This window comes from Jiella soli (assembly GCF_020615385.1).
Taxonomy (GTDB): Bacteria; Pseudomonadota; Alphaproteobacteria; order Rhizobiales; family Rhizobiaceae; genus VKMB-3413.
In genome coordinates this window covers 68,212-81,488 of the sequence record NZ_JAJAVB010000022.1, presented here as the reverse complement: position 1 = coordinate 81,488, position 13,277 = coordinate 68,212, and the positions used below count along the sequence as shown (strand labels likewise).

Here is a 13,277-nt window from a genome sequence, read left to right as displayed (position 1 = left end):
CGACCGCCGTTAACCTCTCGTTAACCAAAAAGATATTCATGAGAATCAATGACTTGGTTGATCCTGGCATGGGAGGGTTAATAGACCACTAAATTTCAGGATAGGCGCAAGACTCGGGTCAGGTTACCTCTTGTTTACCAACAACGCGGCGGCGGCCTTGGAGGATAAAATGATCGTAGTGGTTGATAATCGTGAACTCGTGACCAGCGGCTACCAGTCGCTTTTTGCCCGCGAGGGCGTCTCTGCGGCGGGCTTCGACGCCGGCGAATTTCGCGATTGGGTGGAGACCGCCCCGGAGGCCGACATCTCCGCAGTCGAGGCGTTCCTGCTCGGCGACTTCGACGATCGCGCCGTATCTCCGCGGCTGATCCGGGCCCGCTCCAAGGCTCCGTTGATCGCGCTCTCTGAGAACCGCAACCTCGACGGGACCCTCGATCTCTTCGCTGCCGGTGTCGACGACGTCGTCTCCAAGCCTATCCATGTCAAGGAAATCCTCGCCCGTGTCGGCGCGATCCGCCGCCGCGAGGCGAGCGAGGCGGCGCGTACCGTGATCGGCGAAATCAGCGTCTATCAGGACGGCCGCGACGCGGAAGTCGCCGGCAAGCCGATGGCTCTGCCCCGCCGCGAGCGCCGGATCCTGGAATATCTGGTGTCCAACCGTGGCCGCCGGGTGTCCAAGCAGCAGCTCTTCAACGCCATCTACGGGATCTTCGACGAGAACGTCGAAGAGAACGTCATCGAGAGCCACATCTCCAAGCTCCGCAAGAAGCTCAAGATGCGCCTCGGCTACGACCCGGTCTCGTCCAAGCGTTACCTCGGGTATGGCATTGGTGTTGAGTAAACAGGAAGCGTTACTAAAACGTTAATTGAAAGCGCCTCGCCAATATTATATTGGCGGGGCGTTTCTACATTGAGAATGTCGATCTGGTTGCGGTCGCCAACAGCCAGACGCAAGCTTTGACGCCTATTGCTTTCGCTGTGTGGATGGCACGGAGCATCAGCGGATGAGCATCAACGGCGTCTTCAGGACGAGCGTATCGGGCATGAACGCGCAGGCAAACCGCCTGTCGGCCGTGTCCGACAATATCGCCAATTCGGACACCCCCGGATACAAGCGAAACTCGGCCGAGTTTTCGACCATCGTCCTCGCCCAGGGCGGCGGCGGTGGCGGCGACTACAATTCCGGCAGCGTCCGGACGCAGGTGCGCCAGTCGATCACCCAATCGGGCAGCATCGCCGGCACCTCCTCCTCGACCGATCTCGCGATCCAGGGCAACGGCTTCTTCGTCGTGCAGGATGCGGCGGGCCGCGAATTCTACACCAGGGCCGGCGCCTTCGTGCAGAAGACGGAGACCGTCGGCGGCGTCGAGACGACCTATCTGGTCAATTCCGCGGGCTACCGGCTCACTGGAACCGCCGCAGACGGCAAGATCGGCCCGATCACGCTGCCGGTCGGCGAGATCCAGGCGCCGGAAGCGAGCACGACCGCCAATCTCGATTTCCAGCTTCCGACGACAGCCGCCGTCGGCGACACCAAGACGAGTTCGCTCATCGTCTATGACGATGTCGGCACCCCCACCTCGTTGACGTTCACGCTGACGAAGACGACAGGCGGCTGGGACGTCAGCGCGACGGACGGCACGACCACGACGACCAGTTCATTGACGTTTACTGGCGGCGTCGGGACTGCGACGCCGGCGACCATGAACTTCCCCCTCGGGGGCGGCGCCGTCGACCTCAACTTCGGAACGCTGACCGAATACAACACTGCCTATTCCGCCAGGCTGACCGCCGACGGCAATCCCGCCGGCTCCTTCACCGACTTCTCGGTCGACGAGAATGGCGTTGTCAGCGGCGTCATGGACAATGGCGCCACCAAGGAACTCTACACGGTCAACCTCGCCAACTTCTCCAGCCCCGACCAGCTGACCGCCAACACCGGCAACGTCTACTCGGCCAATCAGAGGTCCGGAACCGTGACCTATGGCGCGGCCGGCAGCAACGGTTTCGGCACGATGGCCTCGCGTGCGCTCGAGCAGTCCAACGTCGACCTGGCCGGCGAACTGACCGACATGATCTCGGCGCAGCGGTCCTACAGCGCCAATTCGAAGGTCTTCCAGACCGGCTCGGAGATCCTCGACGTCCTCGTCAATCTGAAGCGCTGAGCGGCCTCGCCAGCGTCACCTAGGGAGCCTGTCGCGACATGTCGCTGCTTTCCGCATTCACGAACGCCCGATCGTCGCTGGCAACCGTTTCGGCGCAGACGGCCCTCGTGTCGCGCAACATCGCCAACGCCGATAACAGCGGCGCGACGCGCAAATACGCCAACCAGATCAGCAACGGTCTGGGCGGCGTAAAGATCACGTCCATCTCCCAGTCGGAAAATCAGGCGCTCTTCCGCTCGATGACGGCCGCCAACGGTTCGCTGGCGGCCTCGAAGGCGATGTCGGACGCGTTGAATTCCATCCGGGCGGTCATCGGCGACGTCGATTCCACCAACACGCCGGCCGCGACGCTTACCGCGTTGAAGTCGGCGCTCGCGGACTTCGCGGTCTCGCCGGAAGATGCCCAGACCGCACGGGCGGCGGTCGACGCCGCCAAGGACGTCGTCAACAGCCTGAACAGCGCGACCACCGCCATTCAGAACGCGCGCAAGGACGCCGATACCCAGCTTTCGGCGGCCGCGGACGACATGAACAAGCTGCTCAAGCAGTTCCAGTCACTCAACGACAGGGTCGTGTCCGGCACGGCGCTCGGCACGGACGTCACCGACGCGATCGACCAGCGGGACCAGATCGTCACCAAGCTCTCCGGCTATGTTGGCATCAACACCCAGATGCGAACCGGCAACGACATGGTGCTGACGACGGATTCGGGCATCACCCTTTTCGAGACGACCCCGCGCTCGGTCGAATTCAGCGCTCAGCCGGCCTACGACGCCACCGTGACCGGCAATGCCTTCAAGATCGATGGCGTCAGTGTCGGCGCCTCGTCGACCATGCCGATCGGGAGCGGCAGCGTCTTCGGGCTTCTGAAACTGCGCGACGAGACCGCCATCACCTTCCAGGGCCAGCTCGACGCGATCGCGACGAACCTCGTCGACGCCTTTTCCGAAGCGAGCGGGCCTGGGCTCTTTTCCGCCGGCACCGCGCCTGGCTCGGCCGGTTCGCTGGATGTCACGGCCGCCTTCGACGCCGATCCCACGCTCGTGCGCGACGGCTCGGCCGGCCAGTATAACACCACCGGTTCCAGCGGCTTTTCCGACCGTATCAACAGCCTGATCTCGGCGATGACGACCCAGCGCAGCTTCAACCCCGCGCTCGGCTCCGGAGGCCAGTCCTCGTTGATCGGCTATGCCGGATCGTCGATCAGCTGGCTCGAGAACGCCCGTGCCACCACGGCCTCCGACATCGACTACCAGTCGACGCTGCTGACCGGCACCCAGGACGCCCTGTCCAACAAGACCGGCATCAATCTCGACGAGGAGATGACGCATCTCCTCGATCTCGAACGCTCGTATCAGGCATCGAGCAAGATCGTCGCGACGATCGGCCAGATGCTCGACACGCTTCTCAACGTCAGCTGATCGGCAAGAGCATGTCCAACTTTCTTGTCTCCAATCTCTCCCTGATGAACGCTCCGCGCTCCGCGATTTCGCGGATCCAGAGCGACCTGACCAAGGCGCAGAAGGAGGTGACGACCGGCCACCTCGACGATGTCGGTCTCGCCCTCGGCGTGCGCACGATCCAGACGATCTCGCTGCGTGCCGAACAGGAAGCGGCCCATCGCCAGCGCCAGTCCAATTCCATCATCAGCCAGCGCTTCGAGATCATGCAGACCTCGCTGCAGTCTCTCGCCGACACCGGCAACAGCCTCCTGCAGTCGGTGATGGCGAACGGGACGGAAGACGCCGGTATCAACGCGGACATGGATCAGGCGAGCGCGAACATGCAGCAGTTCGTCGGCGCGCTGAACGCGTCGCTCGGCAGCCGCTTCCTGTTCTCCGGCTCGGCGACCGACCAGGCGCCGATCAGCTTCACGGAAGACGGCACCGGCTTGCCGTCCGCGGGCTATGACGGATCGACGGCGCAGAAGTCGGTCAGCGATGCGCTGAGCACCTATATGAGCGCCAACGGCATCAGCGCCATGTCGACGATGACCGATACGCAGCTCGATGCCTTCCTGGACAAGTATTTCGACGATTCCAGCGATCCCGACAATCTGTTCAACGACGCCAACTGGACCGCCAACTGGTCTAAGGCCGACAATGCCTCGATCAGCAACCGGATCAGCGACAGCGAGACCATCAATTCGAGCTACTCCGCCAATAGCCAGGCCTTCCGCAACATCGCCAAGGCCTATGTCATGATGTCGGATCTCGGAGCCGACGGGATGAACGATTCCGCACGTCAGCTTCTCACAAGGCGGGCGACGGAAACTCTGAGCCGGGGACTGTCGCAGCTGACGACGATCCAGGCCGAGATCGGCGGCAATCAACAGCGTCTCGATACCACCGACGAAGCCTTGAACAGCCGAAGCAACGTGCTGAAGCTGTCGATCTCCAGCTTTGAGGACGTCGATCCATACGAGGCTTCGACGCGGGTCACGACGCTGACCAATCTTCTGGAATCGTCTTATGCGCTCACTGCGCGGATCTCGCGCATGAGCCTCCTCGACTACCTCTAGAATTCACGACGGACGGGGCAGGGCGATGAGGCGAACGGACAGATCATTCGATCGGCCCAAGGGCGCATTGGAGTGGCGGCGCGCGATTTCCTGCGCGTCCCTGCCGGCGCCGGACAGGCCCCTCGCGATGCGCGGATTTTCTGGTGGCCGGATCAAGGTCCCTGGGCTTGCCGGCCGGCAGGCGAAGGGGATCGTCTGCTGCACGCAGCCTCTGCCTGGCGGCGCCGATCGCGCCGACGGGTTGTTCTGAAGAGTGTAGCCGGACGGACCGCCAGGTCAGGTCGCGGCAAGATCGATCAGAGACAATCAGTAAGCTTTGCAAAGCTCGGATCGTAGCGACGAGGCGCCATCCGGGCGATGATCAAGGGGTAGGAATGTACCAGTTCTCATATGCGGAAGTCGCTCGGGATGTTGAGGTCGATGCACGGGAGCGCGAGCGGCGCGCACTCGATCACTCGATCGAGCTTCTCCGGAAGGCCGAGAAGAGCGGCCCCCGGTCCCGTGACGCGATCGAGGCGATCTACACGACGCGCAGCCTCTGGGCGATCCTCGTCGAGGATCTGTCGAGCTCCGACAACGGGCTTCCGGAAGTGCTGCGCGCCGAGCTGATCTCGATCGGCCTGTGGATCATGCGCGAGGCGGAGGCGATCCGGCTCGGCCGCTCCCAGAACTTCGCCGGCATCATCGAGATCACCACGCTCATCCGCGACGGATTGAATTGACGATGGCAACGCTCCGCATTTCCTTGAGGGCCGGCGAACGCATCTTCGTCAACGGAGCGGTCCTCAAGGTCGACCGGAAGACGACGCTGGAATTTCTCAATGACGTGACCTTCCTCCTGGAAAGCCACGTCATCCAGGCCGAGCAGGCGACGACCCCGCTGCGTCAGCTCTACTTCATCGTCCAGATGATCCTGATGGATCCCGACAGCGCCGACGCAGCCCGCAAGCTGTTCGCCGAGACCCAGCCGACGATGCTGAAGAGCTACAGCAATCGCGACATCATCGACGGTCTGATCGAACTCGAAGGGCTGGTGCTGCGCAATCGCTGTTTCGAGGCTCTGAAGCGGCTGCGCGTCCTCATTCCGATCGAGGACGAGATTCTCGAAGGGCGCGACGGGCGCAGCCAGTCGAACGCGCCCATCAATCCGCCGCGGCAAGCGCTGCGGCTTGCAGCCGGAGTCTAATCATGAGCGTCAGCGGCGTTTCCCCCACGACCGGCACCACCAGCGCCGATGCGACAAAGAACACGGCGGCGAAATCCAACACGGTGGACTACGACGCCTTCCTGACGTTGCTCGTGGCGCAGATGAAGAACCAGGACCCGCTTAACCCGACCGATTCCACCGAGTTCGTGTCGCAGCTCGCCACCTTCTCCTCGGTCGAGCAGGCGGTTCAGACCAACACCAAGCTCGACTCGATGATGACCGTCTCGGCGCTGACCCAGGCGAACCAGCTGATCGGCCGGACCGTGACCTCGGCGGACGGTTCGGTCTCGGGCGTCGTGACGGCGGTGCGCGTCGCCGATGGCGGCGTCCAGGCCGTCCTCGAAGGCGGCGACACCGTGATGCTCCAGTCCGGCACAGAGGTGGAGTAGAGCCATGAACGAGGCGGAAGCAATCGAGATCGTCCAGTCAGCGGTGTGGACCATCGTCCTGGCATGCGGCCCCGCGGTCGCCGCGGCGATGGCGATCGGCGTCATCATCGCGCTCTTCCAGGCGCTGACCCAGATCCAGGAAGTAACGCTCACCTTCGTGCCGAAGATCCTGGGGATCTTCATCGTCATCGCGCTGACGGCATCCTTCACCGGCGCACAAGTCTATGCGTTCACCAGCGAGTCCTATTCCCGCATCGAGAACGGCTTCAAATGATCGCCCACTGCCGCGGCTAGGCTCCGCGGCAGGAGGCGAGGGGCTTGAGCTCCTTAAAATGAGTGTGTTGATGCCGCGCCGGCTTGCCGGGCGCGGCATCGTTCGTTCTGGGACCCGCGCCACAAGCGGCGGGGCAGGACCCGGCCCGGTCGGGAGGTGACTGCCCGAGCGGCGCCCCGCATCAGCCCTGAGCAATCTTCGTTTGCGACGAGACGTCTGGGGACGATGGCGGCTCGCATGAGGCGGCCCGCCGTCTCCCGCCCAGGGACTGCAGCAACGGGGAACGCGCCATGGCCGTCGACGCGCTGAAAGCGGGAACGAGCGCTCCGAAATCGGGAACGGGTGCGACCAAGGGGGGCGGCCGCGACATCGGTTTCGCGCTCGGCGTCGTCTTCATCCTGACGATCCTGTTCGTCCCAATTCCGGCCTTCATGATCGACATCGGCCTCGCCTTGTCGATCGCGCTGTCAGTGCTGATCCTGATGGTGGCGCTGTGGATTGAGCGGCCGCTCGAATTCTCCGCCTTTCCGACCGTCCTCCTGCTCGCGACGATGCTGCGGTTGTCGCTGAACATCGCGACGACGCGCGTGATCCTGTCGCAGGGAAACGAGGGCGTGAACGCCGCCGGCCATGTCATCGGCGGCTTCTCGCAATTCGTCATGGGCGGCGATTTCTTCATCGGCCTCGTCGTCTTCGCCATCCTGATCATCGTCAACTTCATGGTGATCACCAAGGGCGCGACGCGTATCGCCGAGGTCGGCGCGCGCTTCACCCTCGACGCGATCCCGGGCAAGCAGATGGCGATCGACGCCGATCTGTCCGCCGGCCTGATCGACGAGAAGGAGTCGCAGCGCCGCCGCAAGGAGCTCGAGGAGGAAAGCGCCTTCTTCGGCTCCATGGACGGTGCCTCGAAATTCGTGCGCGGCGACGCGATCGCCGGCCTCATCATCACCGCCGTCAACATCTTCGGCGGCATCGTCATCGGCATCACGCGCCACGGCATGGATGCGTCCAGCGCCGCCGACGTCTTCACCAAGCTCTCGGTCGGCGACGGTCTGGTCAGCCAGATCCCGGCGCTGATCGTCTCGCTCGCCGCGGGCCTCCTGGTCTCCAAGGGCGGCAACCGCGGCGCCGCGCAGCTCGCCGTCATCGGCCAGCTCGGCTTCTATCCGCGGGCCATGTCGGTGGCGGCCATGCTGATGGGCATTCTGGCCTTCCTTCCCGGGCTGCCGTTCCTGCCCTTCATCGGGATCGCCGGCATCCTCGCCTCGGTCGCCTATCTCGTCCCCAGGGCACGCGAGCAGGAAAAGCGCCAGGAGGAAGCCCAGCAGGCCGAGGAGCAGAAGGTCGCGCGCGACGCCGAGAAGAACTCGGTGAAGGAGTCGCTGCGGATCGTCGAGATCGAGCTCGTGCTCGGCCGGCAGACTTCGGCGCATCTGGTGGTGCAGCGCGACGAACTGGCCCTCAGGGTCCAGAAGATGCGCCGCCGCTTTGCGGCCCGCTACGGATTCGTCGTGCCGGAGATCAAGCTTTCCGACGATCTGGCGATCAATCCCAAGTCCTACGAGATCAAGATCCACGGCACGACGCTCGCCTCGCAGACGCTGAGGCTCGGCGAGCTGATGATCGTCCTCGGGGATGCGCCGGCGCCGGACGTGCCGCACGACGTGACCAAGGAACCGGCCTTCGGCATGCGGGCGGCCTGGGTGTCGGAGAGCTTCTCCTCGGAGCTGAAGCGCCAGGGCTTCGAGCCGATCGACACGCTCTCGATCGTTCTCACCCATCTGTCGGAAGTCATCCGCAACAATCTGGCGCAGCTTCTGTCCTACAAGGACATGCGAGCGCTGCTCGACCGGCTGGAGCCGGAATACAAGCGCCTGATCGACGAGATCATCCCGACCCACATGTCCTATTCCGGACTGCAGGCGGTGCTGAAGCTTCTCCTCGCCGAGCGCGTCTCGGTGCGCAACATGAACCTGATCCTGGAAGCGATCGCCGAGATCGCGCCGCATGTGCGCCGTTCCGAGCAGATCGTCGAACATGTGCGAATGCGCATGGCCCAGCAGATCTGCGGCGATCTCCTGCATGACGGCAAGCTGAACGTCCTCAGGCTCGGCAACCAGTGGGACCTCGCCTTCCACCAGGCGCTGAAGCGGGACTCCAAGGGCGATGTCGTCGAGTTCGACATCGATCCCCGTCTCGTCGAGCAGTTCGCGACGGAGGCGACCAAGGTCATCCGCGAGAAGATGGACCAGGGCGAGATGTTCGTTCTCGTCGCGGCGCCGGACGCCCGTCCCTACGTGCGGATGATGATCGAGCGGATCTTCGTCAACCTGCCTGTGCTCAGCCATGTCGAGATCGCGCGCGGTGTCGACATCAGGCCGATCGGATCGATCTCATGATCAGCGACATGCCCGATGTGGTGCTGTCGCTCTTCGTGATCTTCTGCCGCGTCGGTACCTGCCTGCTGCTTCTTCCCGGCATCTCGTCGAGCCGCGTGCCGACGCAGATCCGTCTTTTCGTCGCCCTGGCGATCTCACTGGCCCTTGCGCCAGCCCTTTTGCCGACCCTCGAGCCGCTGGTCAGCGCCGGCAACGACAATACCCGGCTGCAGCTGATGGCGACGGAGCTCCTCAACGGCCTGTTCATCGGTCTCCTGGGCCGCAGCTTCATGATCGCGCTGCAGTTCGGGGGCCACGTCGTCGCCAACTCGATCGGCATGGGTCAGGCGCTCGGCGTCTCGATCGACGACCATGAGGCGGCGCCAGCGATCACTTCGCTGATCACCATGACCGCGACGACGCTGATCTTCGTCCTCAACCTGCATGCCGAGATCGCCCGCGCCCTCGTCGCCTCCTATTCGGCGATGCCGCCCGCGTTGGGCTTTTCGGCGCGCGGTAACCTCGTCAACATCGTCGACAATCTCGACGAGGCCTTCCTGCTTTGCCTGAGGATCTCCAGCCCCTTCATCCTCTATGCGGTGGTGGTCAACTTCGCGATCGGCCTCGCCAACAAGCTGACGCCGACGATCCCGATCTATTTCATTTCGCTGCCCTTCGTCCTGGCCGGCGGGCTCGTCCTCTTCGGCTACTCGATCGCCGACTTCCTGATCTTCTTCATGCAGGACTTCCAACACTGGGTGCTGGCCGGATGAGCAACAAGAACGACCGCGTGCACCGCTTGAACCGCATCCTCAAGGTACAGGCGCAGAAGCGCCTCCTGGAGGAATGGCGCCTCAATCATCTGCGCGAGGAGCGCGCCGAACTCGACCGGACCGACGCGGAGCTTCTGGCGAGCCTCGGCACCGGCTCCCAGCTTCACGGCCTGTTTATCGACGTCAAGGTGCGCACGCTGCGCCGCAACGATGTCGAGCGCCGCGCGATCGAGCAGCGCAAGGCGGCGGTCGAGGAGCGGATCCGCTCTGTGCGCCGGGTGGAGAAGGGGGTCGAGAAGCGGCGCGACCAGGCGCGGCGCACGGCGGATGCCGAGACGGAAGCCAAGGAGCGCGACGCCAGCATCGACAGCTTCCTGGCGCGGACAGGATCAAGCTTCGAATAAGCCCGCGCGATTACAAGTCGGGTCATGGAAAATTAACCCTTCGCAGGATCGCAAGAGGGGCCCGCCAATCCCATGACCGTATCGTCAATCTCTCCGAAGATCGCCAGTCTCGCAACGTCGGTGCTTGCCGAGCGGGGTGAGGCGACCGGACAGGCCGCGGCCGCAGGCGACGATTTTGCCGCCACGCTCGAAGGGCTGGTTGGCGAAACCGACGACGCCAAGAGCCAGTCGGCGTTTTCGCCGCAGCTCGCACCACTCGTCGCCCACCAGTCCCGCAAGGCCTCGCCGCTCGAACAGTTCGAAGGCTTCGTCCTGCGCAGCTTCGTGGAATCGATGCTGCCGTCGGAATCCTCGAGCTTCTTCGGAAGCGGCACCGCCGGCTCCGTCTGGAAATCGATGCTTGCCGAACAGATCGGCGACGAGATCGCCAAGGACGGCGGAATCGGCATCGCCGACGCCATCGCCGCCAAGGAAAAGCTGACCGGCTCGTCTTCGACCGGCGCCGCAATCTCCGGCGGTCTCAACGCTCTGCTCGCACGCTCCGACGTCGTCCGCGCCGGAACGCTCGCCGACACGTCTGACGAATAGGAAGGATCCCGCCCCCATGAACACTGCCGTCGACAAGGCCGCCGACCGGCTCGAATCCGTTCTCGCCTCGGAGATCGAGGCGCTGCGCTCCGGAAATGCGGTCAATCTCGCCGAGATCACCTCGCGCAAGAACCAGTGCCTGCTCGAGTTCAGCCGGCTCGCCCGCACCCTTCCGGACACCGATCCCGCGCTGCGGCGCCGGCTCGAGGGCCTGAAGCTGTCGGTCGAGGAGAACCAGAGGGTTCTCGACATGCACATCAGGGCCAGCCGTGAGATCGCCGCGCTGATCACCCGCACGATCGCCGAAGCCGAATCCGACGGCACCTACAGTGCGCGGACGGTCCGCAGGGGCGCGCCTGCGTGATCAAGCTCATCGGCATCGGTCTTTGGGTCTGCGCGGTCGCGCTCGGCTCGAGCTATCTCGTGGCCACGTTGGTGTCGCCGGCAGCCGAGGCGGGGGCCAAGCCGAAGGACCCCGACTATTTCCAGGGGCTCGACTACAAGAGTACGGAAACCGTCACCATCCCGATGATCTCGCGCGAAAAGCTGCAGGGATACATCCTGGCGCGCTTCGTCTACACGATCGACGGGAAGACGGCGGCCGAGCTGCAGGTGCCGCCGGACCCGTTCATTCTCGACGAGGTCTTCCGTCGCTTGTACTCGACCGACGATTTCGACTTTGACCGGCCGGAACGCTACGATTTGAACAGCCTCACCGACAGCATCAAGGAAGAGATCAACAAGCGCTACGGGCAGAAGCTCATCCACGAGGTTCTGGTCGAGCAGTTCGACTATGTCCCGAAGAACGAAGCGCGCGGCGGGAACGGCAAGGACGCATCCAAGAGCTGACAGTCCGGGCGTCGGGGATCAATCCCGGGTCCTCGCAAGCGACCCGTGGCGAGCGTTTCGCGCTGCCGGATCTGGCTTGGCTCGAACTGCGCAGGGGTTCTGACGGAATGCCGCGCGGCCTGCGTGGACGAGACCCGCGTGGACAGGCCGTCAGCTTCCGACGGCGTAGTAGCGTGCTGCGAGCCGGAGCAGTTCCTTGCGGTCGGCCGGTCGCTCGGGTCCGGTGAAGCGAACGCCGATTTCCTGGCCGGCCGTCCAGACGATAAGGGCGGGCCGCAGCGAGCGCGCCGCCTCATCGAAGATCATCAGCCGCGTCGGCAGCGGGCGGGGCGAGTAGCGGCGGATCCGCGCGCCGCCGAGCGAGAGATCGCAGGCCATGCCGTCGTCGAGAAACCGCCGGTCGAGCGTCGCCAGCTTCACCGGCCGCAAACGAGTGCGTCGCCGCGACGATGTGCGGCTCTCCGAACCATTCCGCGGAATCGGATCCTTCACCATCAGGCGAGCCTAGCGCCTCGTTTGCCAAGAATTCCTGAATCCGACGAGCGTCGTGCGGCGCCTCGCCGTCGCCGTGACGCATGCGCGCCACGAGCGCCAGAAATCGTTAACCGGCAGCTGCGATGATGGCTCTCAGCGGGTCCCTGACGGGCTCTCGCGAGGGGACAGACTTCGAGGCCGGGATGAGCATCACGATTTCTTCGCGCGCGGCCGCCCGCGCCCAGATCGCCGTGCCGACGAGGGCGGATATTCAGGCGTCCAGCGCCTCCGACCGGATCGTCAAGGCGCTCGCCTTCACCGTCTTCATGCTCTCGTCCGGCTTCTTCTGTGCCGTGACGGTCATTTCCTATCTCGATCCGAACTATTTCGACCGCATGCTGATCTCGTCGGTTGCCGACAATCTCGACACCATGGCCGTCGGGTCGACCGAGAAGGCGGGGTCCCTCAATGGCGTCGCGGCGATCCCGGCACCGACGATCGTGCGTTCCGTGCCACTGAAGCCGCAGGACTATGCCATCGTCATGGTCTTCCAGAACGAGGCGCATCTGGCCTCCCCGGGCGAATTGTGGCGGGTGAAGGTGGGGTCCGTGCTCCCAGGTCTCGGTAAGATCCTGGCGATCGAGCCGAATGAAGAGGGCGGTATCGTCAAGGCCGAGCACGCCACGCTGAAGGCGATGAACGCCTCGCAGTAAGCCGGAGCGCAGAGCCGCTTCCGCAGCCATAGCCGAGATCCGGCAACGAAAAGGACGCGAAAGCGCCGGCGCGCTTCGCGTCTTTCGTGGCTCCAGACAGCGCGGGCCGCTCAGGCGAAGCCCGCCGCCGCCTACTTCTTTTCGAGCAGGATCTGACCTTCCTTGCGCAGGCGGCCCTTCAGCTTGTCCGCGATCGCGGCGAGGAAGCTCGGCAGGTCGATCTCCACATGGACGTTGTCGTCGCCGACGTCGAGGCGCCCGGTTACCGTCTGCCCCATCACCCGGGCGCGGAAGTCCAGCCGGTCACCGGTCCACACGTCCTCGAACTTGACCATACCGCCCAGGATGTCCTGGCGCAGGCGGCCGAAGCCCTCGTCGATCCGCTCGCGGGCGGCCTGGCGCGTCAGCTTGTGGGGAATGTCGACCTTGACCGTCTCGGCCATCATGCTCTCCTTGCGGGGTTCCTTCGGCCGGATATGGCGACGGGCAGGCAGGAGAACAACGCGAAGCGTCTGAAATCATGAAGCGGCCGGCGACGG

The 13,277-nt window shown here is 64.2% G+C and carries 17 protein-coding genes; 15 read left to right on the top strand and 2 right to left on the bottom strand.

Going from position 1 to position 13,277, the window contains the following annotated elements; all coding sequences use genetic code 11:
- The first annotated feature begins 169 nt into the window (after window positions 1-169).
- The 14 genes from LH400_RS11960 (at window position 170) to LH400_RS11895 (ending at window position 11,551) form a co-directional block, all read left to right on the top strand.
- On the top strand, window positions 170-841 hold the full coding sequence (locus tag LH400_RS11960; protein WP_229152924.1) for a response regulator transcription factor: 672 nt from the start codon (window positions 170-172) through the stop codon (window positions 839-841).
- 163 nt (window positions 842-1,004) lie between these two features.
- Complete coding sequence (locus LH400_RS11955; RefSeq protein ID WP_229152923.1) at window positions 1,005-2,165, top strand: flagellar hook protein FlgE; 1,161 nt, start codon at window positions 1,005-1,007, stop codon at window positions 2,163-2,165.
- 38 nt (window positions 2,166-2,203) lie between these two features.
- On the top strand, window positions 2,204-3,586 hold the full coding sequence (gene flgK, locus LH400_RS11950; protein ID WP_229152922.1) for a flagellar hook-associated protein FlgK: 1,383 nt from the start codon (window positions 2,204-2,206) through the stop codon (window positions 3,584-3,586).
- Between the two features lie 11 nt (window positions 3,587-3,597).
- Window positions 3,598-4,686 (top strand): flagellar hook-associated family protein, encoded by a 1,089-nt coding sequence (locus tag LH400_RS11945; protein WP_229152921.1) that lies wholly within the window; start codon window positions 3,598-3,600, stop codon window positions 4,684-4,686.
- 374 nt (window positions 4,687-5,060) lie between these two features.
- Complete coding sequence (flaF, locus tag LH400_RS11940) at window positions 5,061-5,408, top strand: flagellar biosynthesis regulator FlaF (protein ID WP_229152920.1); 348 nt, start codon at window positions 5,061-5,063, stop codon at window positions 5,406-5,408.
- A 2-nt stretch (window positions 5,409-5,410) separates the two neighbouring features.
- The gene (gene flbT, locus LH400_RS11935) at window positions 5,411-5,872 is read left to right on the top strand and encodes a flagellar biosynthesis repressor FlbT (RefSeq protein ID WP_229152919.1); all 462 of its coding nucleotides are present in this window, start codon (window positions 5,411-5,413) and stop codon (window positions 5,870-5,872) included.
- A 2-nt stretch (window positions 5,873-5,874) separates the two neighbouring features.
- Window positions 5,875-6,282 (top strand): flagellar hook assembly protein FlgD, encoded by a 408-nt coding sequence (gene flgD, locus LH400_RS11930; RefSeq protein ID WP_229152917.1) that lies wholly within the window; start codon window positions 5,875-5,877, stop codon window positions 6,280-6,282.
- Window positions 6,283-6,286: 4 nt separating this feature from the next.
- On the top strand, window positions 6,287-6,556 hold the full coding sequence (gene fliQ, locus LH400_RS11925) for a flagellar biosynthesis protein FliQ (protein WP_229152916.1): 270 nt from the start codon (window positions 6,287-6,289) through the stop codon (window positions 6,554-6,556).
- Between the two features lie 290 nt (window positions 6,557-6,846).
- Window positions 6,847-8,958 carry a flagellar biosynthesis protein FlhA gene (flhA, locus tag LH400_RS11920; RefSeq protein ID WP_229152914.1) on the top strand — a complete coding sequence of 704 codons (2,112 nt, stop codon included), beginning with the start codon at window positions 6,847-6,849 and terminating at the stop codon, window positions 8,956-8,958.
- Complete coding sequence (locus LH400_RS11915) at window positions 8,955-9,710, top strand: flagellar biosynthetic protein FliR (protein WP_229152912.1); 756 nt, start codon at window positions 8,955-8,957, stop codon at window positions 9,708-9,710. The genes flhA and LH400_RS11915 overlap by 4 nt, the downstream gene beginning before the upstream one ends.
- Window positions 9,707-10,114, top strand: a complete 408-nt coding sequence (locus LH400_RS11910) for a hypothetical protein (RefSeq protein WP_229152911.1) — start codon at window positions 9,707-9,709, stop codon at window positions 10,112-10,114. The genes LH400_RS11915 and LH400_RS11910 overlap by 4 nt, the downstream gene beginning before the upstream one ends.
- Window positions 10,115-10,186: 72 nt before the next feature.
- The gene (locus LH400_RS11905) at window positions 10,187-10,702 is read left to right on the top strand and encodes a rod-binding protein (RefSeq protein WP_229152910.1); all 516 of its coding nucleotides are present in this window, start codon (window positions 10,187-10,189) and stop codon (window positions 10,700-10,702) included.
- Between the two features lie 16 nt (window positions 10,703-10,718).
- Window positions 10,719-11,066, top strand: a complete 348-nt coding sequence (locus LH400_RS11900) for a hypothetical protein (protein ID WP_229152909.1) — start codon at window positions 10,719-10,721, stop codon at window positions 11,064-11,066.
- The gene (locus LH400_RS11895; protein ID WP_229152908.1) at window positions 11,063-11,551 is read left to right on the top strand and encodes a hypothetical protein; all 489 of its coding nucleotides are present in this window, start codon (window positions 11,063-11,065) and stop codon (window positions 11,549-11,551) included. Before LH400_RS11900 ends, LH400_RS11895 begins: the two co-directional genes overlap by 4 nt.
- A gap of 150 nt (window positions 11,552-11,701) precedes the next feature.
- Here the strand turns inward: LH400_RS11895 and LH400_RS11890 are convergent, their stop codons facing one another.
- A complete protein-coding gene (locus tag LH400_RS11890; protein WP_229152907.1) occupies window positions 11,702-11,980 on the bottom strand; it encodes a hypothetical protein in 279 nt (92 codons plus the stop codon).
- 248 nt (window positions 11,981-12,228) lie between these two features.
- On the opposite strand from LH400_RS11890, the gene LH400_RS11885 reads away from it, so the two are divergent.
- Window positions 12,229-12,738 (top strand): hypothetical protein, encoded by a 510-nt coding sequence (locus LH400_RS11885; protein ID WP_229152906.1) that lies wholly within the window; start codon window positions 12,229-12,231, stop codon window positions 12,736-12,738.
- A gap of 131 nt (window positions 12,739-12,869) precedes the next feature.
- On the opposite strand, the gene LH400_RS11880 is transcribed toward LH400_RS11885, so the two are convergent.
- Window positions 12,870-13,181 (bottom strand): polyhydroxyalkanoic acid system family protein, encoded by a 312-nt coding sequence (locus tag LH400_RS11880; protein ID WP_229152905.1) that lies wholly within the window; start codon window positions 13,179-13,181, stop codon window positions 12,870-12,872.
- Window positions 13,182-13,277: the final 96 nt, after the last annotated feature.

Bases quoted from the DNA above. Each gene is read 5' to 3' on its own strand.
- flhA (WP_229152914.1), top strand. From the start codon at position 6,847: ATGGCCGTCGACGCGCTGAAAGCGGGAACGAGCGCTCCGAAATCGGGA.
- LH400_RS11885 (WP_229152906.1), top strand. From the start codon at position 12,229: ATGAGCATCACGATTTCTTCGCGCGCGGCCGCCCGCGCCCAGATCGCC.
- flaF (WP_229152920.1), top strand. From the start codon at position 5,061: ATGTACCAGTTCTCATATGCGGAAGTCGCTCGGGATGTTGAGGTCGAT.
- LH400_RS11915 (WP_229152912.1), top strand. From the start codon at position 8,955: ATGATCAGCGACATGCCCGATGTGGTGCTGTCGCTCTTCGTGATCTTC.
- LH400_RS11955 (WP_229152923.1), top strand. From the start codon at position 1,005: ATGAGCATCAACGGCGTCTTCAGGACGAGCGTATCGGGCATGAACGCG.
- LH400_RS11910 (WP_229152911.1), top strand. From the start codon at position 9,707: ATGAGCAACAAGAACGACCGCGTGCACCGCTTGAACCGCATCCTCAAG.
- fliQ (WP_229152916.1), top strand. From the start codon at position 6,287: ATGAACGAGGCGGAAGCAATCGAGATCGTCCAGTCAGCGGTGTGGACC.
- LH400_RS11900 (WP_229152909.1), top strand. From the start codon at position 10,719: ATGAACACTGCCGTCGACAAGGCCGCCGACCGGCTCGAATCCGTTCTC.
- flbT (WP_229152919.1), top strand. From the start codon at position 5,411: ATGGCAACGCTCCGCATTTCCTTGAGGGCCGGCGAACGCATCTTCGTC.
- flgD (WP_229152917.1), top strand. From the start codon at position 5,875: ATGAGCGTCAGCGGCGTTTCCCCCACGACCGGCACCACCAGCGCCGAT.
- LH400_RS11880 (WP_229152905.1), bottom strand. From the start codon at position 13,181: ATGGCCGAGACGGTCAAGGTCGACATTCCCCACAAGCTGACGCGCCAG.
- LH400_RS11905 (WP_229152910.1), top strand. From the start codon at position 10,187: ATGACCGTATCGTCAATCTCTCCGAAGATCGCCAGTCTCGCAACGTCG.
- flgK (WP_229152922.1), top strand. From the start codon at position 2,204: ATGTCGCTGCTTTCCGCATTCACGAACGCCCGATCGTCGCTGGCAACC.
- LH400_RS11945 (WP_229152921.1), top strand. From the start codon at position 3,598: ATGTCCAACTTTCTTGTCTCCAATCTCTCCCTGATGAACGCTCCGCGC.
- LH400_RS11960 (WP_229152924.1), top strand. From the start codon at position 170: ATGATCGTAGTGGTTGATAATCGTGAACTCGTGACCAGCGGCTACCAG.